Origin of the sequence: Rhodococcus sp. SGAir0479, assembly GCF_005484805.1 — a bacterium.
Classification (GTDB): domain Bacteria; phylum Actinomycetota; class Actinomycetes; order Mycobacteriales; family Mycobacteriaceae; genus Prescottella.
Map to the genome: position 1 here is coordinate 486,997 of NZ_CP039432.1, position 19,625 is coordinate 506,621.

Genomic DNA, 19,625 nt, shown 5'->3' on the forward strand with positions numbered 1-19,625 from the left:
GCGAAAAGCGGGACGTCGGCCCTTCCGGGGCGGCTCGTATGGCCTCCTACCTCTATGAACACCCGCGAGCCTGCAACGTGTTCCACGGCGAACAGTGACGTATCCCCGTCCCACTGAGCGAGAGGAGCCGCCGGTGTGGTGACGGACTCGTGGCGTGTGGGTGGCCGTGTCCGTTTCCGATCTGGAAACATGGGGTCATGCGCATCGCGGATCACGTCGTCGACCTCATCGGCAACACCCCTCTCGTCAAGCTGTCCTCTGTGGTGGGCGAGGGCTCCGGGCTGGTGGCCGCGAAGGTCGAGTACCTCAATCCGGGCGGCAGCTCCAAGGACCGCATCGCGGTCAAGATGATCGACGCCGCCGAGGCGTCGGGGGAGCTTCAGCCGGGTGGCACCATCGTCGAGCCCACGTCCGGCAACACCGGCGTCGGCCTGGCCCTGGTCGCGCAGAAGCGCGGCTACAAGTGTGTGTTCGTGTGCCCGGACAAGGTCAGCGAGGACAAGCGCAACGTCCTGCGCGCGTACGGCGCCGAGGTCGTGGTGTGCCCCACCGCGGTGGCCCCCGATCATCCGGACAGCTACTACAGCGTCTCGGATCGGCTCGTGCGGGAGATCCCCGGTGCGTGGAAGCCCAATCAGTACTCCAATCCGGGTGGCCCCGAGAGCCACTACGAGACCACCGGCCCGGAGATCTGGCGGGACACCGAGGGCAAGGTGACGCACTTCGTCGCCGGCGTCGGCACCGGCGGCACCATCACCGGCACCGGTCGTTACCTCAAGGAGGTCTCGGGCGGCAAGGTCAAGGTCATCGGCGCCGACCCCGAGGGCTCGGTGTACTCCGGCGGCACCGGCCGTCCGTACCTCGTCGAGGGTGTCGGGGAGGACTTCTGGCCCAGCGCCTACGACCCCGCCGTGCCCGACGAGATCATCGCGGTCTCCGACGCCGACTCGTTCGAGATGACCCGCCGCCTCGCCCGCGAGGAGGGCCTGCTCGTCGGTGGTTCGTGCGGCATGGCCGTCGTCGCCGCGCTGCAGGTGGCCGAGCGTGAGGGCCCCGACGCCGTCGTCGTCGTCCTGCTGCCCGACGGTGGCCGCGGTTACCTGTCGAAGATCTTCAACGACGAGTGGATGGCGTCCTACGGCTTCCTGCGCACGCGCCTCGACGGTGACGCCAGCGAGCGGACCGTCGGCGACGTGCTGCGCGGCAAGTCGGGGGAGCTGCCCGATCTGGTCCACACGCATCCCAGCGAGACGCTGCGCGACGCGATCGAGATCCTGCGCGAGTACGGCGTCTCCCAGATGCCGGTCGTCGGCGCCGAGCCCCCCGTCATGGCCGGCGAGGTCGCGGGCAGCGTGTCCGAGCGCGACCTGCTGAGCGCGGTGTTCGAGGGCCGGGCCGCGCTGGCGGATTCGGTGGAGAAGCACATGAGCGAGCCGTTCCCGCTGATCGGTGCGCACGAGCCCGTCTCGGCCGCCACCAAGGCGCTGGGCGACACCGACGCGCTCATGGTGGTGGACGACGGCAAGCCGGTCGGCGTCATCACCCGCCACGACCTGCTCGGCTTCCTCAGCGCCGGATCCTGAATCGCGACCACCTGGTTCGCGGTCGCTAGGCTGGTCGCCATGAGTGAGCAGGGATTTTCCACGAGGGCCATCCACGCCGGTTACGAGCCGGACCCGCAGACCGGTGCGGTCAACGTGCCGATCTACGCGAGTTCGACGTTCGCGCAGGACGGCGTCGGCGGGATGCGGAACGGATTCGAGTACGCCCGCACCGGCAACCCGACGCGTCGCCCGCTCGAAGCGAACCTGGCGGCGCTCGAGTCCGGCACGTTCGGGCGGGCGTTCGGGTCGGGCATGGCGGCGACGGACTGCGTGCTGCGGTCGGTGCTGCGGCCCGGCGACCACCTGGTGATCCCCAACGACGCCTACGGCGGCACGTTCCGGCTCATCGACAAGGTGTTCTCGCACTGGGGCATCGAGTACACGCCTGCCGCGGTGTCGGACGTCGACGCGGTCCGTGAGGCCATCCGGCCGAACACCAAGCTGGTGTGGGTCGAGACGCCCACCAACCCGCTGCTGAACGTCGGCGACATCGCCGCGATCTCCGAGGTGGCCCACGCCGCCGACGCGAAGCTGGTGGTGGACAACACCTTTGCCTCGCCGTACCTGCAGCAGCCGCTGACGTTGGGGGCCGACATCGCGCTGCACTCCACCACCAAGTACATCGGGGGACACTCCGACGTCGTGGGCGGCGCGCTGGTGACCAACGAGGAGGAGCTCGACGCGAAGTTCGCGTTCCTGCAGAACGGCGCCGGTGCCGTGCCGGGTCCGTTCGACGCGTTCCTCACGATGCGCGGCATCAAGACGCTCGCGCTGCGGATGGAGCGGCACAGCGACAACGCGGAGAAGATCGTCGAACTGCTCACCGGGCACTCGGCGGTCGCGCAGGTCATCTACCCGGGCCTCGAGTCGCATCCGGGGCACGCGGTGGCGGCCAAGCAGATGCGCCGCTTCGGCGGCATGGTGTCGGTGCGGCTGAAGGGCGGGCGGCAGGCGGCGCTCGACTTCTGTGCTCGCACACGGATCTTCACGCTCGCCGAGTCGCTCGGCGGTGTCGAGTCGCTCATCGAGCATCCCGGGGCCATGACGCACGCCTCCACCGCCGGTTCCGCGCTCGAGGTCCCGGAGGATCTGGTGCGTTTGTCCGTCGGCATCGAGGACGCAGCCGACCTGCTCGCCGACGTCGAGCAGGCACTCGGCTGATCGCGTCCTGAACTCGCGTTTCGTGCACTTGTCGTCGCGTCGGGTGCTTCCCGCCGACGACAAGTGCGCGAAACGCTGAGCGTTTCCTGAAAGCCACCCGCCGCCGTCGGTTTGCCCGTTACCGTGAGTCCTCGGAAGCAAGCACGACCCCAGGAGCGGTGTATGACATGGGAGCCGGCAGCCGCAATCGTGGCTGTAGCAGCAATTACAGGTGTGGCCTTCCCCGCGGTAGCGCAAGCAGCACCCGACCCGGCTCCCGGAGCGCCGCAACCACCCGTCACGGGACCACCCGCTGCACCGGAGGCGCCCGCACCCCAACTCGTCGAGCCGGTCAGCAGCATCGTCGCCCTGTTGCCGCCCGAGATGCGGGAGCAGGCGACGGCCGATCTCGTGCGGGCCATCCCGGCGCTCGAGGCCCCGAGGCCCGCCGACGCGCTGCCACCGACCGCCCCGGCGCCGGAGACGCCCGCGCCGGCCCCGCCCGCCGCCCCGCTGCCCGCCGCTCCGGCTCCGCTCGCGGCCGCTCCGACCGTCGGGGCCGCCGCAGCTCCCGCGGTCACGCTCCCCGGCGTGGGGAGCCTGACGTTGCCGGCCCTGCCGGCCGTGCTGCCGCCCGACACCATGCTGGGACAGGTCGGTTCGGTGGCCGTCTTCGCGCCGTGGTTGCGCAAAGCCGGGGAGCTCTGCGACGGCGTCAAGGCGCCCACGCTCGCGGCGCTGTTCTCGGTGGAGAACGACTTCCGGTACGGCCCCACGGCTCCGGTGTCGCTGGCCGGTGGCCGCGGCCCGGCCAAGTTCATGGCCAGCGAATGGGCCAAGTACGGCAAGGATGCGGACGGCGACGGCACCGCAGACATCCTCGGAGTGGCCGACTCGGTCATGGCGGCCGGGCACATGCTGTGCGACAACTACGCGCAGATGGACGCCTGGAAGCAGGAGGGCCTGGTCCAGGGGGACACTCTCGATCTCGCTCTCGCCGCGTTCAACGCCGGTACGCGCGCGGTGCGCAAGGCCGGTGGGGTGCCCTCCGGGATCGACGACGCTGCCGGTCAGAGCGGGCCGTACGTGCAGAAGATCCGCGGGTCGGAGGCCCAGTTCGACCAGCTGCTCTCGCCGTTCGCGGGCGCCGCCCCCGGAAATGTCGCCCCCGGAAACGTCGATTTCGACATCCGCGTGCCCACCACCGGTCTGGGCGGTGCGGCCGTGCAGCTGGCAATGCGGTTCCTGGGTCTGCCGTACGTGTGGGGCGGCGGCGACATCAGCGGACCGACGATGGGCGGCTTCGACTGCTCGGGTCTGACGTCGGCCGCAGTGTTCGCGGCCAGCGGCGGCAGGGTCGTGCTGCCGCGCACGTCGGAGACGCAGTGGGGGGTCGGCACCGAGATTCCGATGGCCGCGGCGCAGCCCGGCGATCTGGTCTTCGGCAACTGGCAGGCCGGCGGACCCGGCCACGTGGGCATCTACATGGGCAACGGGCTGATGGTGCACGCGCCGACGTTCGGTGACGTCGTCAAGATCGGGCCCGTCTTCGCGGACATGAAGGCGCGCCGCGTGCTCTGAGCACGGTCGCTACAAGCCGGAACCCCGGCCCGGGCAGATGCCCGGGCCGGGGTTCGGTCGTTTCGGAGGCCGGTGTCAGCCGTGGTACGGCTCGGCGCTGACGAGGGTGACCTTCATCAGGCTGCCGTTGGGAAGGGTGTACTCGCGGGTCTCGCCGACCTTTGCGTCGATGAGCGCGCCGCCCAGCGGCGAGCCGGGCGAGTAGACCTCGAGCTTGTCGTTGCGGGCGCCCTCCTCGCGGGTGGCGATGAGGAACGTCTCGGTGTCGGACTCGTCACCGTCGTAGTAGACCTTGACGACCGAACCGGGCAGCGCGACGCCGGACTGCGTGGGCGCCTCGCCGACCTTGGCGCTGTTCAGCAGGTCCTGCAGCTGGCGGATACGCGCCTCCTGCTGGCCCTGCTCCTCGCGCGCAGCGTGGTAGCCGCCGTTCTCCTTGAGGTCGCCCTCTTCGCGACGCTCGTTGATCTCGGCGGCAATGACCGGACGATTGGCGATGAGCTGGTCGAGCTCAGCCTTGAGCCTGTCGTGAGACTCCTGAGTAAGCCAGGTCACCTGGGTCTCGGTCATTGTCGATCACTCCCTTGTAGTCGAAGTCCGTAGGACTCCCTCGGCAAATCGTTGCGAACAGCAACGATCGACGGGCAGGTTGCTTCGCGGTGGCTGTTCCCCCGGTAAGCCCACGTCGTGAGCGCACTCGTCCTGCCGTCAATGCAGCAATACACGGCTCCGGAGTGGAACCGTGTATCAACTCATTTTAGCACGGTGGCGGCCTGCGACCCCGAGATCGCGACCCGGCGGCAGGCCGCCGGACCGGCGGAGGGGAGGGGCGCTCAGCCCGCGCGAAGATAGTCCGGAACGTCGAGGCTGCATCCGTACAGATCGCCCATCGCGGGCGGCATGGAGGCGCGGACGGGGGCGGTGATCTCCACCGTCTGCGACGACGACGGCGCGACGTAGACCTCGCGGCGGCCGGTCTCGGAGCCGTCCCGCGACCGGGTCCGGATGATGCACACCGCTGCCTGCGAGGGGTCGTCGCGCGTCACGGTGAACCGGATGTCCATGGTGTGGTTGTCGACGATGTCGAACGCGACCTGCTTGCCTTCGACGTCCTTGACCGAGAATTTGGTGTAGCCGAGGTAGGCGATCCCGATGCCGGCCACCACCACGAGCCCCGTGAGCACCAGCTTGGCCCAGTTCTTCGGGCGGTTCGTCCGGGGTGCGGACCCGTATCGGTCGGCCGGTGGTGTAGTGCTCATCACTTCGCTCTCGAGCCGGTTCGTGTGGTCTCCGTGCGCCGTCGGGCGATCGAACACCGCGCGTAGCGGGGGTACGACAGACGGTCGTATGTGTCAGGTGGAACTATAGGGGAAGGACGACTGCGCACCGTGCGCGGTAGCGGTCGACCACTGCAGGTGACACGCCACGACGGTGACACGCGAAGCTGAGGTGAAGACACACGTGAGCGGATTCCGACTCATGGCCGTTCATGCCCATCCCGACGACGAGTCGAGCAAGGGCGCCGCGACGATGGCTCGTTACGCCGCGGAGGGCAACGAGGTGCTCGTGGTGACTCTCACCGGTGGTGAGCGTGGCGACATCCTGAACCCCGCGATGGACGTACCGGGCATCCGGGAGCGGATGCCCGAGGTGCGCCGCGAGGAGATGGCCGAGGCGGCCCGCATCCTCGGGGTGCAGCAGACGTGGCTGGGGTTCGTCGACTCCGGCCTGCCCGAAGGCGACCCCAAGCCGCCGCTGCCGGAGGGGTGCTTCGCGCTCGAGCCGCTCGAGGTGCCGACCGAGGCGCTGGTGAAGGTGATCCGGGAGTTCCGGCCGCACGTGATGACCACGTACGACGAGAACGGCGGCTACCCGCATCCCGATCACATCAAGTGCCACGAGGTGTCGGTGGCGGCCTACGAGGCTGCCGCGGACCCGGAACAGTTCCCGGACGCGGGAGAGCCCTGGGCGGTGCGCAAGCTCTACTACTCGCACGGATTCATCCGCAAGCGCCTGGTGCAGTTCCAGGACGAGTACGAGCGCCGCGGCGAGGAATTTCCCATGGCCGAGTGGTTGGCCAAGTGGAAGACTGAACAGGGCGATCTGATGGCGCGGGTGACGACGCAGATCCAGTGCGGGGACTACTTCCCGCAGCGGGACGACGCGCTGCGTGCCCACGCGACGCAGATCGACCCGAACGGCTCGTTCTTCGCGGTTCCGCTGGACATCCAGCAGAAGATCTGGCCGACCGAGGAGTACGAGCTGGCCAAGACCCGTGTGCACACGGCCATCCCGGAGGACGACCTCTTCGCGGGTATTTCGGAGGATGAGAAGTAGTGATGACGACGTTGGCGTGGGAGCTCCTCGCTCAGGGGACCAGCACCCCCAGCAGCCCACAGGGCCCCGAGTTCGGCAAGGCATCGCCGCTCGGTCTCGTGCTCATCGTGGCCCTGCTCGCCGGCACGGTCCTGCTGATCCGGTCGATGAACAAGCAGCTGCGCAAGCTGCCCGACACCTTCCAGCCGGAGCATCCGGAGCCCGATCAGGCGGCCGACGAGGGCACCGACCGCGGCGCTGCCGTGGTGGAGGTCGTCGAACCGGAACGGAAGACCGCGGGCTCGCCGGCCCCGCACGACCCGCCGGCCGCACCCACGAACTGACACCACGAACCGGGGGAGGACCGTGTCGCTCGAACGGAACAACCTGGGCGGCGCGACCAGCCCGTACCTACGGCAGCACGCCGACAACCCGGTCCACTGGCAGCAGTGGGGACCGGAGGCGCTCGAATGGGCGCGTGAGCGCAACGTTCCGATCCTGCTGTCGATCGGGTACGCGGCGTGTCACTGGTGCCATGTCATGGCACACGAGTCGTTCGAGGACGCCGCGACGGCCGCGGTGATGAACGAGCACTTCGTGTGCATCAAGGTCGACCGCGAGGAGCGCCCCGACCTCGACGCCGTCTACATGAACGCGACGGTCGCGATGACGGGCCAGGGCGGCTGGCCCATGACGTGCTTCCTCACTCCCGACGGTGCGCCGTTCTACTGCGGCACCTACTACCCGCCCCAGCCGCGGGGCGGGATGCCGTCGTTCACGCAGTTGCTGCACGCCGTCACCGACACGTGGCGCAACCGTCGCGGCGAGGTGGACGACGCGGCCGCGTCGGTGGTCGCCGAGCTGCGCCGCAGCGGTGGGGCGCTGCCGGCCGGGGGACCGCCCGTCGACATCCCGCTGCTGTCCGGTGCGGTCGCGAGCGTGCTCCGCGACGAGGACCGGGACCGGGGCGGGTTCGGCGGGGCACCCAAGTTCCCGCCGTCCATGCTCCTCGAAGGGCTGCTGCGGTCGTACGAACGGACGGGTGCCGAACCGGTGCTGCGGACCGTCGAACGGACCGCCGAGGCCATGGCGCGCGGCGGCATCCACGACCAGCTCGGCGGCGGCTTCGCCCGCTACTCGGTGGACGCCGGATGGGTGGTGCCGCACTTCGAGAAGATGCTCTACGACAACGCGTTGCTACTGCGGTTCTACGCGCACCTCGCGCGGCGCACCGGTTCGCCGCTCGCGCACCGGGTCACCGCGGAGACGGCGGAGTTCCTGCTGCGCGACCTGCGTACCGGCGCGGGCGCCTTCGCGTCGGCGCTGGACGCCGACACCGACGGTGAGGAGGGGCTGACGTATGTGTGGACCCCGCAGGAGCTGACGGACGTCCTCGGGACCGAGGACGGGGCGTGGGCCGCCGACACCTTCTCGGTGACGCCGGACGGGACGTTCGAACGCGGCGCCTCGGTCCTGCAACTCCTCGCCGACCCGTCCGACGACCACCGGTTCGCCGCCGTGCGGGCGCGGTTGTTCGCGGCGCGGGAGCGGCGACCGCAGCCGGCGCGCGACGACAAGGTGGTCACCGCGTGGAACGGGTTGGCGATCACCGCGCTCGCCGAGGCCGGTGGCGCGTTGGGCCGGCCGGAGTGGGTGTGGGCGGCGCAGGAGTGCGCCCGGGTGCTGCTCACCACGCATCTGGTGGACGGGCGGCTGCGCCGGGCATCGCTGGCGGGAGTGGTGGGCGAGCCCGCGGGCATCCTCGAGGACTACGGCGCGCTGGCGACCGGTCTGCTCACGCTCCACCAGGTGACCGGTGCGCGCGAGTGGCTGGATGCGGCCACCGGGCTGCTGGACACCGCGCTCGCGCACTTTCCCGACCCGGACGAGGCGGGCAGCTGGTTCGACACCGCCGACGACGCCGAGACCCTGGTGGCGCGCCCGCGTGATCCTCTGGACGGGGTCACACCGTCGGGGGCGTCGTCGATCACGGAGGCGCTGTCGACGGCGGCGTCGCTGGTGGACGCCGACCACTCCGCGAGGTACGCGGCGGCCGCAGCGGATTCGATGGCGCGGGCGGCGCTGGCTCTGCAACGCGCCCCCCGGTCCGCGGGGAACTGGCTCGCGGTGGCCGAGGCGTCGGTGCGCGGGCCCCTGCAGATCGCGGTGTCCGAGAACGAGCCGTCCGAGCTGGCCCGGCAGGCCCGACGTTTGGCGCCGGGTGGTGCGATCGTGGTTGCCGGAGCGGCGGATTCGACACCCCTGCTGGCGGATCGACCGCAGCACGGCGGCGCGCCCACCGCGTACGTGTGCCGGGGATTCGTGTGCGATCGACCGGTCACCGACCCCGAGGAGTTGCGGGAGCAACTCGTCGCGGACTGACCGGCCGGGCGGACCGTTTCCCGCTCAGGCGAGCGCGGCCTCCACGGTCGGCCACGACCGGGCCACCTCGTCACGCCAGTACGTCCAGGCGTGGACGCCCACCGGTTGCGCGCTGCGGGTGACGTCCGCGCCCGCGTCGCGCAGGGCTCCGGCCAGTTGCTCGGTGCACATGTTGGAACCGGCCTCGAGCGCGCCCCCGACGACGAGCAGATTGGCCAGATCCGGGCGGTCGAGAGTCTCGTGCGGCCCCGCCGATCCGGTCCCGGACGAGAGGTAGATCTTCTTCCCGGCGAGGCGGTGGGCATTGGCGAACAGGTCGTGGTCGGTCCATGCCGCACCGCCCTGCGGACCCCACATCAGCTCGGCGTTCCCGTTGCCGTTCAGCACGATCAGGTCGGTGAGCGCCTTGCCCACCGGTCCATCGGTGAGATAGCAACCGCTGTAGCCGACGGCACCGTCGTACAGCTCGGGATAGCGGGCCGCGAGCATCAACGCGCCCTGCGCACCCGACGAGATTCCACCGATCACGTTGCGGCCGTTGGTGCGGAAGTGGTCGTCGACGAGCGGCGGAAGTTCCTCCGCCAGGAACGTCTCCCAGCGGACGCGGCCGAACTTCGGGTTGTCCTGCTGCCAGTCCTGGTAGAGGCTGCCGGTGCCACCGACGGGCATCACGACGTTGACGTTCTTGTCGGCGTAGAACCCCTGCGCGTTGCCCTTGGCCGGATCGAGCCAGTTGGTGCGCTCGGGGGTGCCCGAGTTGCCGTCGAGCAGATACAGGACACCCCGGGCGGCGCCGGGATCGGCGGGGGTGAGCACGTACACGGGCACCTCGCGGCCCATCGCCGGTGACGCGACACTGAGTAGGACCAGACGATCGGTGACGGCAGTGGCCTTGACGATGGCGGCCGTACCGGCCTGCGATGCCGGCGGGGCGTCGGGGACCGCGGCGGGCACCGACGGGGCGGCGGCGAGCGTGAGTGCCGTGAGCGTCGCGGCGATCGCGACCACGGGCCAGGTGCGGGACGCAGGCGCGCGCCTGACGAAACGAGGAATTCTGCCGCGGTTCATGATTCTCGATATCTCTTCTGGGCCGGCGGAATACGTGATTCCGCTATCGAACTGCCAATTGGGGCACGCGCGGAAATCGCGTGCCCCAATTGCGTGCCGGAGATGGCCGGCGCCGGTCGCTCCTACTTGGGCGGGGTGCCACCGCTCAGCGTGAAGAGTGAGTTGACGACCCGGGTGATCAGCGGGCCGGCGCTGCCGGTGACGACTCCGATGGCGTCGTAGACGGATCCCATGATTCTCCTCTGGTGTGTCGGTCGAGGCGGTCCGCGAACTGTCTAGGCGTGCAATGCTGTCCGTCGCCGCCCGGCGGTCGCGGTTGTCGCTCGGTCGGTGGGTGTGCTTACGCCGGCGGGGTGGTGGCCGAGAAGCTGTCGATCGAGCCGAACGCGATGTCGATCAGATCGCCGGCATTGTCGAGCGCGCCCTGGAGGATGCCCTGGGCCGAGCCGAGGAACGCGTCGAGCAGTCCGTCGGCGCCCAGAGAGCCGATTCCGCCCTCGAGCAGTGCGCCCAGAATTCCTTCGAGAGAACCCATACTTGCCTCCTGCAGACCTCGTGTAGTTGTCCGGTGAGAGTCCGGAAACGCTGCCACGCGGTGCGTTACCGGGCGTTCGTGTCACGGACTGGGCGTCCGGCACGTACCGAAAGGTAACAATCGAACGAACAGCCAGGGGTCGGTTTCGCGAAAAAACCTCGAATCGGAGAAAACGCGGAGAAAGCGTTGCCCTACTGCCGATTCGCGCGCTCGACCAACGCGCGGAACGCGCCGCGGAGCAACTCGCCGTAACGTTCGGTGTCCGGCATCATCGCGGTATCGGCGCAGAACGATATCTCTATCTCGTCGCCGTGGTGTGACACGACGAGGTGCCGCAGCCCGACGCCGTCGACGATTCCGAGCAGGCCGAAACTTCGGACCAGCGGCGCGTTTCGGAGCACCAGGTCGTCACCCGTCCACGGAATGTTGCTGATCATGGTGTTGAACGCGTCGACGGTTCCCTCGGGTGGCCGCCGGAACCGCAGGAGTCGGGTCGTGCCCGCGAGGAACCACGCGGGGGACGACTCGACACGCCTCGCGGCGGCCTGGACGTCCGGATGGCGGTGCCGGTGCTTCTCCGCGCGCACCGACGCGGTGACCGCGCGAAGCCGCTCGATCGGATCGTCGATGTCGGTGTGCAGGTCGACGGACATCAGCGCGAGGTGGTTCGCGCGGTCGCCCCCGGATTCCTGCGCGACGCCCGGTCGCGTGCCGCGCAGCGACATCGGGACCATCGCCGCCAGCGAGCCGGCCGGGGTTTCCCCCTTCTCTGCGAGGTAGGCGGCGAGACCGCCGGAAACGGTGGTCAGCAGTACGTCGTTGAAGGTCACGCCGTCGACGACGGCCTGCACGGCGCGGATGTCCGTCGGTGAGAACCGCACGGTGTCGAACGTCAGATCCGGGGTGATCCGGTTGTTGAACCGCGTCGCGGGCCTGCGGGGCGCGGGCGGCGCGATCCGTCCGGCCGCGACCTCGGCGGCGACGCGCTTCGACACGGCGCCGGTCGTCGCGAGGCCGGTGCGAAACGCGCGCCACCCGGCCGGTAGCCGCCGCACGGCGCCGACCAGTTCCGCCGGGAGCGACCACGCGTCCGGCGTCGACGGCACGGGCGGGTGCGCCGCGTCGCGGCCGAAGATCTGCAGGCCCAGGTCGCGAGCGGCGATGCCGTCACCGGCGCTGTGGTGGCAGCGGAGGACGGCCACGGTCATTCGTTCGGGAAGCCCCGCGATCCCGGTGACGCCGGTCAGGAAGTGCAGTTCCCACGGAGGGCGGGTCAGATCGAGCGGGCGGCCCGCGATCCGGGAGACGTGGCCCCGGAAGGCATCCCACCCCGGCCCGTCCACGGGTTCGACGAACACGTGCTGCGTGAGGTCGAGTGTGGGGTCGGGTACCCAGAACGGATAGTCCAGTTCCCAGGGCAGTCGCCGGAGTGTGCGGGTGAAGACGGCGCTGCAGCCGAGCCGCGCCCGCATCCACTCGACGGCCTCACGTCCGGTGATCGGTGCGGCCTCGGCGGTGGTGTCGAACATGTAGATCCCGGTCGCGTTCGAGATGTGCCGCTCGCCCTCGCGGTAGACGAATTCCGCGTCCTGCGGGGCCAGTCGGACTACTCCGCGGCCGGTGCGCTCGGGGGTGGTGGTCACGGTGCTCCTTCTGCGGGTCCGGCAGACTCGATCAGGTTAGGTGCACCCGCGACCGTTTCGTGCCGTTTCCCTGCGGGTCGGTTCGCGCCCGGCGCTACCCGAACACCACCAGGCAGACCGCGACGAAGTGGCACAGGGCAGCGACTGCCGTTGCCGCATGGAAGAACTCGTGGTGTCCGAAAGTGGCGGGCCACGGATCGGGCCACTTCGCGGCATAGAGGATCGCCCCGACGCTGTACAGGACCCCGCCGACGGCCAACAGGACCATCGGTGCGACCCCTGCCTCGTGGACGAGTTCGCCCGCCACCGGGACGATGGCCCAGCCCAGCAGCAGGTACAGCGGGACACCCACCCAGCGAGGGGCGGTGGGCCACAGCATCTTCAGGGCCACTCCGGCGAGGGCGCCGAACCAGACGACGGCGAGAAGGGTCCTCCCCGTCTCGGGAGGCAGCGCCAGCAGGCCGAACGGGGTGTAGCTACCGGCGATGAACACGAAGATCATCGAGTGGTCGGCGCGTTTCATCCAGGTCCGGGCGCGGACCGTGCGCCAGTGGACGCGGTGGTACGTGGCGCTCACCGCGAACAGCCCGCACACCGTCGACCCGTAGACGACGGTGGCCACCCCGGCACGCGGTGATGCCAGCGTGAACGCCAGCACCACCAGCGCGATGCTCGCCAGCGCAGCCACCACGAGCGACCACACGTGGATCCACCCGCGCATCCGCGGTTTGACGGGTAACGCCGACGCGAGGTCGTCGAGCCCGAGAGACGTCATGGTGTCCCCTGTCGTCGATTCCAAGTGGGCGCCACACCCAACTTACGGAACAGTAACCTACGGTTCCGTAGGTACGGTAGGGCGCGGCCCTGAGGTGTGCACGACACTCGGGGCGCGGGGGCGCCGGTCCCGCGGCGTAGTCTTTGATCCCGTGGTGATGTCCAGGTGAAGATGCGCGGCCTGCTGTACAGCATCTACGAGCGACGGCTCCTGAGCCGTCTCGACGGTTTACAGCATCCGCGACATGTAGCGGTGATGTGTGACGGAAACCGGCGCTGGGCGCGGGAGAACGGCTTCACCGACGTGAGTCACGGGCACCGGATGGGTGCCCGCAAGATCGCCGAACTGCTGCGCTGGTGCGACGCCGCCGGCATCGAGATGGCCACGATCTACCTCCTGTCCACCGAGAATCTCCGGCGCGATCCCGAGGAGCTCGACACCCTCCTCGAGATCATCACGGAGGTCGTCGAGGAGATCTCCGGTCCTGGCAAGAACTGGAGCGTGAAGATCGTCGGCACGCTGGACCTGCTGCCCGAGGATCAGGCCCGGCGTCTGCGGGAGGCCGCCGAGGGCACACGCGGACGCACCGGCACCCACGTCAACGTCGCCGTCGGTTACGGCGGTCGCCAGGAGATCGCCGACGCCGTGCAGGCGCTGTTGCGGGCCAAGATGGCCGAGGGGCTCACGGGCGACGACCTCGTCAAGGCGATGAGTGTGGAGGGCATCGACAGCCACCTTTACACGTCGGGGCAGCCGGACCCGGACCTCGTCATCCGGACGTCGGGGGAGCAGAGGCTCTCGGGCTTCCTGTTGTGGCAGAGCGCGTACTCCGAGATCTGGTTCACGGAGGCCTACTGGCCGGAGTTTCGCCGCGTCGATTTCCTGCGCGCCCTGCGCGACTACGCCGCGCGGCACCGGCGGTTCGGTACGTAGTCAGGCCTGCGGTGGCGTGAGCGCCGGGAACCAGATGTCGGTGAGCACCTCCGCGGCCTGCCGGCGGGGAATCTCGATCGTGCCCTGCACCGCCCAGCGCGTGAAGAACCGCTCCAGTTGGGTGACGAGGAGCTCGATGCGCACCCGCGCCTCGCGCCGGCGTTCGTCGCCCCAGCGGGCGAGGTAGGCCGGCATCGCGTCCGGGAGCGCCGCGATGGCCGCCCGCGCCGGTTCCCGGAAGTCGGGTTCGAGCACCAGGGCCTCGTCCCACGCGGGCAGGATGGCGCGGTTGCGGTCGAACCAGTCGATGGCGCGCTCGATCCACCGGGTGAACTCCGCGCGGGAGCCGGTGCCGAGTACCTCGTCGAGATCGGCGTACACCGAGGCGGCGCGCGGATCCATGGATTCGGAGCCGATCTTGCGCAGGACGTCGGTCTTGCCCGTGAAGTGCAGATAGAACGTGGCGCGGCTGCAGCCCGCCGCGGACGCGATGTCGTCGATCTTCACCGCGGCGTAGCCGTGTGCCGCGAAGAGGTCCCGCGCGCACTCGAGGAGCCGGCGCCGGGTGAGCCGTTTCTGCTCGTCCCGCTGTGTCGGCTTCCTGTCCCGCACCGCTTCGATCTCGTCCACCGCGCACCTCCGGTCACATCGTACGGACGCTCCCGCGTCCGGTCGGCGGACACTCGCTTGACAGTGTGTCAGCGAATCCGGTTCCATGACGTACGTCACGTCGGACGTGTCGCCCGCTGCAATATGTTTGCGCGAAAGGAACTTCGATGCCACAGCTGCCCACGGTGTGCATCATCGGTGCCGGTTGTTCCGGGTTCACCACGGCCAAGCGGCTCAAGGACCACGGGATCCCGTACGACTGCTTCGAGGCTTCCGACGACGTCGGCGGCAACTGGTACTACAAGAACCCCACCGGCATGTCGTCGTGCTACGAGAGCCTGCACATCGACACGTCCTCCACGCGACTGCAGTTCGAAGACTTCCCGGTCCCCGACGACTGGCCGCACTTTCCGCACCATTCGCTCATGCACGGCTACTTCCGGGACTACGTGGAGAAGTTCGGGTTGCGGGAGACCATCACCTTCGGCACCAAGGTGGTGCGGGCCGAGCGTCTCGCCGACGGCCGCTGGGCGGTCACGCTCGACACCGGGCAGACCCGCACCTACGACGCGCTCGTCGTCGCGAACGGCCACCACTGGGATCCGCGGATGCCGGAGTACCCCGGCAGCTTCGACGGACAGATCATCCACAGCCACGACTACCTCAACGCGTTCGATCCGATCGACATGCGCGGCAAGAACATCGTCGTGGTCGGCATGGGCAACTCCGCGCTGGACATCGCCTCCGAACTCTCGCACCGGTCGATCGCCCGGCACGTCTGGGTGTCGGCGCGGCGCGGGGTGTGGGTGCTGACGAAGTACCGTGACGGCAAGCCGGCCGACAAGATGATGATGCCGCCGTGGATGCCGCGCAAGCTCGGGCTGGCGATCGCACGGCGCAAGATCAAGAAGTCCCTGGGGCGGATGCAGGACTACGGGCTGCCGGAGCCGGACCACGAGCCGCTGGGCGCACACCCGTCGGTGAGCATCGACTTCCTGGCCAAGGCCGGCTCGGGAGACCTCACGTGCGTGCCGGCGATCGCCTCGCTCGACGGCGACCACGTCCGACTGGTGGACGGCCGACGGATCCCGGCCGACGTCATCGTGTGCGCCACCGGCTACAACATGAGCTTTCCGTTCTTCGACGACCCGTCACTGCAGCCCGACGAGCAGCACCGCTTCCCGCTGTTCAAGCGGATCATGCAGCCCGGGGTCGACAACCTCTTCTTCATGGGACTCGCGCAGGCCTCACCCACGATCGTCAATCTGGCCGAGCAGCAGAGCAAACTCGTCGCCGGTGTCCTCACCGGGACGTACGCACCGCCGTCCGACGACGAGATGCGCCGGATCATCGAGGTCGACGACGCGGCCAGCCTGGCGCAGTACTACCAGACCCCACGGCACACGATCCAGGTCGACTTCGCGCGTTACGTGCGCGACTTGAAGAAGGAGATCGCCGCGGGCGAGAAGCGCGCGCAGCGCACGCCGGTGGGCGCGCGGTGACAGCCGTCGAGGGATTCGCCGACCCCGCGTTCGACGGTCTGCGAGAGTTGTTGCAGCGCAATCTGTCCGACGGTACCGACGTCGGTGCGTCCGTGGCCGTCGTGGCGGACGGGGAGCAGGTGGTGGACCTGTGGGGCGGGACCGCCGACGTCGACACCGGTGCGCGCTGGGTCAAGGACACGATCGTCAACACGTACTCGCTGACGAAGACCATGACGACGCTCGCGGCCCTGGTTCTCGTCGACCGGGGCCGCCTCGACCTCGACGCGCCGGTCGCGCGCTACTGGCCGGAATTCGCCTCGAACGGCAAGAGCGGGATACTCGTTCGGCACGTGCTCGGACACACGTCCGGTGTCAGCGGCTGGGAGCAGCGGGTGACGCTCGCCGACGTCTGCGACGCACCCCGCGCCGAGGACCTGCTCGCCGAGCAGGCGCCGTGGTGGGAGCCGGGAACGGCGTCGGGTTACCACGCCACCAACTTCGGGCACCTCGTCGGCGGCATGGTCCGCCGCATCACCGGGGTCGGTCTGGGCGAGTTCTTCGCCACCGAGGTCGCGGAGGCGTGCGGGGCCGACTACTTCATCGGCACACCCGCCGACGTCGACCCGCGGGTCGCACCGCTGATCGCGCCGCCGCCCACCGGGTTCGACTACGCGGCGCTGCCGCCGGACGGGGTCTTCGTCAAGACGATGACCAATCCCGTGATCCCGGTCCCCGAGACGTCGAGCCGCATGTGGCGCGGCGCCGACATCGGGGGAGCGAACGGCCACGGCAACGCCCGCTCGGTGGCGCTCGTCCAATCCGTCGTCTCGCACGCCGGCCGGACGCCGACGGGTGCGCAGTTGCTGCGGCCGGAGACCGTCGAACGGATCTTCGACGTCCAGGCCGACGGTACCGACCGGGTACTCGGGGTGGCACTGCGTTTCGGACTCGGCTACGCGTTGCCGGCCCCGGCCGTCCACCCGTCGATCCCCGAGGGTCGGGTGTGTTGGTGGACCGGCTACGGCGGCTCGATCGTCGTCAACGACCTCGACCGCCGCATGACGTTCGCCTACGTCATGAACAAGATGAACCCGCAGCTCGTCGGTGCACCGCGCACCGACGCCTACGTCGCACAGGCGTACGCGGGTCTGTAGACCCGGGTGTTCTTTGCGTCTGGAGGGGGACGCAAAGAACACCCGCACCAGATCAGAGCTTGCGCAGCCGCAGCCGGTTGATGGTGTGATCGGCGTCCTTGCGCAGCACCAACGTTGCGCGTGGACGGGTCGGGAGGATGTTCTCGACCAGATTCGGCCGGTTGATGGAGTTCCAGATGTCCTCGGCCGCGAGGGTCGCGTGTTCGTCGGACAGCGCCGCGTAGTGGTGGAAATGCGCGTCCGGATCCGCGAACGACGTCTTGCGCAGCGCGAGAAAGCGTTTGATGTACCACGCCTCGATGTCCTCGATGCGCGCGTCGACGTAGATCGAGAAGTCGAACAGGTCCGAGACCATCAGCCGCGGCCCGGTCTGCAGCACGTTCAGCCCCTCGATGATGAGGATGTCGGGCTGACGGACGAGGTGGTACTGGCCGGGGATCACGTCGTAGGACGTGTGTGAATACACCGGGGCCGCAACCTCTTCGGCTCCCGATTTGACCTCGGTCACGAACCGCAGCAGCTTGCGACGGTCGTAGCTCTCCGGAAAACCCTTGCGGTGCATGATGCCGCGGCGGGTCAGCTCGGCGGTGGGGTAGAGGAATCCGTCGGTGGTGACGAGGTCGACGCGCGGGTGGTGCTCCCAGCGAGCGAGCAGCGCCTGCAGCACGCGGGCCGTGGTCGACTTGCCCACCGCGACGCTACCGGCGACACCGATGACGAACGGCACCTGTCGGTCGGGGTGCTTGTCCCCGAGGAAGGTTGCGGTCGCGGCGAACAGCCGCTGGCGGGCGGCAACCTGCAGATGGATCAGACGAGCGAGCGGCAGATAGACCTCGGCGACCTCGTCGAGATCGATCTGTTCGCCGAGGCCCCGGAGCCCGACGAGTTCTTCCTCGGTGAGGACCAGCGGCGTCGCCTTGCGGAGCTTGCGCCACTGCTTGCGGTCGAACTCGACGTAGGGGCTGGATTCGCTCACCCGTGCCATCGCTGCACCTCTCGTGAGAGCGGCGTCGACCGCGATCGGTGCATGCGCGTGCTGGGGGAAGGCAGGTGCATGATGCAAATTGTGCTCGCAGCCACACGCGCTCGCTGCGGCGGGTCCGCCTCTCGGCGGAAACCACAGGTGGAGGACTAGTGTCCCGAGCATGGAACCGGACGCACTGGTACGCGACTACCTCCTGCTGGGCCTGCGATTCGATCGCCTCGAGGAGGGGTTCGTCGATGCGTACACCGGAGACCCGGCGCTGCGCCGCCAGGTGGAGAACGAGCCGCGTCCGGACCCGCGACGACTGGCCGGTGACGCCCGGGCGCTGCGCGCCGACCTCGCCGGCGGCGGGCTCTCGGAGGAACGCACTCGCTTCCTCGACGCGCATCTGACCGCGCTCGAATGCTCGGCCCGCAAGTTCGCGGGCGACGACATCGGCTTCGTCGACGAGGTCGCCGCCTACTTCGACGTACGCATCGAACCCGGCGACGAGGACGTGTACCGCGAGGCGCACCGGCGGATGGACGCCGTGCTGCCCGGACCGGGCACCCTCACCGAGCGCATGGAGGCGCACCGCGCCGCCGATCGCATCCCGCCCGAGCGGCTGCGCGACTGCGTGGAGGCGTTCAACAGCGCGCTGCGGGACCGCGTGCGCGCCGAGTACACGCTGCCGGACACCGAGCGCGTCGACTACGAGGTGGTGGGCGACAAGCCGTGGTCGGGCTTCAACTACTACCTCGGCGACTATCGATCCACGGTCGCGATCAACTCGGACCTGGACCAGCACATGTCGAATCTGCCGCGGCTGATCGCGCACGAGTCCTACCCGGGGCACCACACCGAGCACTGCCGCAAGGAGGCCGGGCTGGTGGGGGCGGGGCAGCTCGAGCAGACGCTCTTCGTCGTCAACACCCCGCAGTGCCTCATGGCGGAGGGACTGGCCGACCTCGCGCTCGAGTCGATCGTCGGGACCACGGCGAGCGGTGCCTCGGGTCCGGGGTGGGGAAGCTGGGCGCAGGAGATCTACGCCGATCTGGGGCTGCGGTTCGACGGCGCCCGCGCCGAGGAACTCTCGGCGGCCTCCAGCGGACTGCTCTCGGTGCGCCAGGACGCCGCGCTCATGCTGCACGACCGTGGGGCTAGCGCCGACGCCGTCGAGGCGTTCCTGCAGCGCTGGACGCTGTCGAGCCCCGAGCGCGCCAAGCAGAGCCTGCGGTTCCTGTCGTCGCCGCTGTGGCGCGCCTACATCAGCACCTACGTCGAGGGTTACCGGCTGCTCGGAGGGTGGCTGGCGCAGGCGCCGGTCGGCCCGCAGCGGTCCGCCCGGTTCCGTCGACTGCTCGACGACCCCCTCACTCCGGGAGCGCTGCGCGACGAGGTCACGAGCGGTGGCGGAGCCGCGTTGGGGAGCTGAAG

Annotated in this window: 18 protein-coding genes; 10 read left to right on the top strand and 8 right to left on the bottom strand. The window is 69.4% G+C overall.

Annotated elements, in window-relative coordinates; genetic code table 11:
* Positions 1-197: 197 nt before the first annotated feature.
* The 3 genes from E7742_RS02340 (at position 198) to E7742_RS02350 (ending at position 4,325) form a co-directional block, all read left to right on the top strand.
* On the top strand, positions 198-1,583 hold the full coding sequence (locus tag E7742_RS02340; RefSeq protein WP_137797456.1) for a cystathionine beta-synthase: 1,386 nt from the start codon (positions 198-200) through the stop codon (positions 1,581-1,583).
* A 39-nt stretch (positions 1,584-1,622) separates the two neighbouring features.
* Positions 1,623-2,765 carry a cystathionine gamma-synthase gene (locus tag E7742_RS02345; RefSeq protein WP_137797457.1) on the top strand — a complete coding sequence of 381 codons (1,143 nt, stop codon included), beginning with the start codon at positions 1,623-1,625 and terminating at the stop codon, positions 2,763-2,765.
* A 162-nt stretch (positions 2,766-2,927) separates the two neighbouring features.
* Positions 2,928-4,325 (top strand): C40 family peptidase, encoded by a 1,398-nt coding sequence (locus E7742_RS02350; RefSeq protein WP_137797458.1) that lies wholly within the window; start codon positions 2,928-2,930, stop codon positions 4,323-4,325.
* 75 nt (positions 4,326-4,400) lie between these two features.
* Here the strand turns inward: E7742_RS02350 and greA are convergent, their stop codons facing one another.
* Together greA and E7742_RS02360 are read right to left on the bottom strand one after the other, a co-directional pair.
* Complete coding sequence (gene greA, locus E7742_RS02355; RefSeq protein ID WP_137797459.1) at positions 4,401-4,895, bottom strand: transcription elongation factor GreA; 495 nt, start codon at positions 4,893-4,895, stop codon at positions 4,401-4,403.
* A 263-nt stretch (positions 4,896-5,158) separates the two neighbouring features.
* Positions 5,159-5,584, bottom strand: coding sequence for a DUF4307 domain-containing protein (locus E7742_RS02360; RefSeq protein ID WP_137797460.1), 426 nt, complete (start codon positions 5,582-5,584; stop codon positions 5,159-5,161).
* Positions 5,585-5,786: 202 nt separating this feature from the next.
* On the opposite strand from E7742_RS02360, the gene mca reads away from it, so the two are divergent.
* From mca to E7742_RS02375, 3 genes are read left to right on the top strand one after another with little or no spacing between them, the layout of a single operon-like run.
* Positions 5,787-6,662, top strand: coding sequence for a mycothiol conjugate amidase Mca (gene mca / locus E7742_RS02365; protein WP_137797461.1), 876 nt, complete (start codon positions 5,787-5,789; stop codon positions 6,660-6,662).
* Between the two features lie 2 nt (positions 6,663-6,664).
* Complete coding sequence (locus E7742_RS02370) at positions 6,665-6,985, top strand: hypothetical protein (protein WP_137797462.1); 321 nt, start codon at positions 6,665-6,667, stop codon at positions 6,983-6,985.
* A gap of 22 nt (positions 6,986-7,007) precedes the next feature.
* Complete coding sequence (locus E7742_RS02375) at positions 7,008-9,023, top strand: thioredoxin domain-containing protein (protein WP_137797463.1); 2,016 nt, start codon at positions 7,008-7,010, stop codon at positions 9,021-9,023.
* A 24-nt stretch (positions 9,024-9,047) separates the two neighbouring features.
* Here the strand turns inward: E7742_RS02375 and E7742_RS02380 are convergent, their stop codons facing one another.
* From E7742_RS02380 to trhA, 4 genes are all read right to left on the bottom strand, one after another.
* Positions 9,048-10,031: an alpha/beta hydrolase gene (locus tag E7742_RS02380; protein WP_254699139.1), complete on the bottom strand. Its 984-nt coding sequence runs from the start codon at positions 10,029-10,031 to the stop codon at positions 9,048-9,050.
* Positions 10,032-10,431: 400 nt separating this feature from the next.
* Positions 10,432-10,626: a hypothetical protein gene (locus E7742_RS02385; protein ID WP_137797465.1), complete on the bottom strand. Its 195-nt coding sequence runs from the start codon at positions 10,624-10,626 to the stop codon at positions 10,432-10,434.
* A 191-nt stretch (positions 10,627-10,817) separates the two neighbouring features.
* On the bottom strand, positions 10,818-12,269 hold the full coding sequence (locus tag E7742_RS02390; RefSeq protein ID WP_254699140.1) for a wax ester/triacylglycerol synthase domain-containing protein: 1,452 nt from the start codon (positions 12,267-12,269) through the stop codon (positions 10,818-10,820).
* Positions 12,270-12,363: 94 nt separating this feature from the next.
* The gene (gene trhA / locus E7742_RS02395; RefSeq protein ID WP_137797466.1) at positions 12,364-13,044 is read right to left on the bottom strand and encodes a PAQR family membrane homeostasis protein TrhA; all 681 of its coding nucleotides are present in this window, start codon (positions 13,042-13,044) and stop codon (positions 12,364-12,366) included.
* Positions 13,045-13,209: 165 nt separating this feature from the next.
* On the opposite strand from trhA, the gene E7742_RS02400 reads away from it, so the two are divergent.
* Positions 13,210-13,977, top strand: coding sequence for an isoprenyl transferase (locus E7742_RS02400; protein WP_137797467.1), 768 nt, complete (start codon positions 13,210-13,212; stop codon positions 13,975-13,977).
* Here the strand turns inward: E7742_RS02400 and E7742_RS02405 are convergent, their stop codons facing one another.
* Complete coding sequence (locus E7742_RS02405) at positions 13,978-14,607, bottom strand: TetR/AcrR family transcriptional regulator (protein WP_137797468.1); 630 nt, start codon at positions 14,605-14,607, stop codon at positions 13,978-13,980.
* Positions 14,608-14,753: 146 nt separating this feature from the next.
* On the opposite strand from E7742_RS02405, the gene E7742_RS02410 reads away from it, so the two are divergent.
* Both E7742_RS02410 and E7742_RS02415 read left to right on the top strand, forming a co-directional pair.
* Entirely contained in the window at positions 14,754-16,088 is a 1,335-nt protein-coding gene (locus tag E7742_RS02410) for a flavin-containing monooxygenase (RefSeq protein WP_137797469.1), read from the top strand.
* Positions 16,085-17,224: a serine hydrolase domain-containing protein gene (locus E7742_RS02415; RefSeq protein ID WP_137797470.1), complete on the top strand. Its 1,140-nt coding sequence runs from the start codon at positions 16,085-16,087 to the stop codon at positions 17,222-17,224. Before E7742_RS02410 ends, E7742_RS02415 begins: the two co-directional genes overlap by 4 nt.
* Before the next feature lie 52 nt (positions 17,225-17,276).
* Here the strand turns inward: E7742_RS02415 and coaA are convergent, their stop codons facing one another.
* Complete coding sequence (coaA, locus tag E7742_RS02420; protein ID WP_137797471.1) at positions 17,277-18,209, bottom strand: type I pantothenate kinase; 933 nt, start codon at positions 18,207-18,209, stop codon at positions 17,277-17,279.
* 160 nt (positions 18,210-18,369) lie between these two features.
* On the opposite strand from coaA, the gene E7742_RS02425 reads away from it, so the two are divergent.
* Positions 18,370-19,623 (top strand): DUF885 domain-containing protein, encoded by a 1,254-nt coding sequence (locus E7742_RS02425; RefSeq protein WP_137797472.1) that lies wholly within the window; start codon positions 18,370-18,372, stop codon positions 19,621-19,623.
* Positions 19,624-19,625 lie beyond the last annotated feature (2 nt).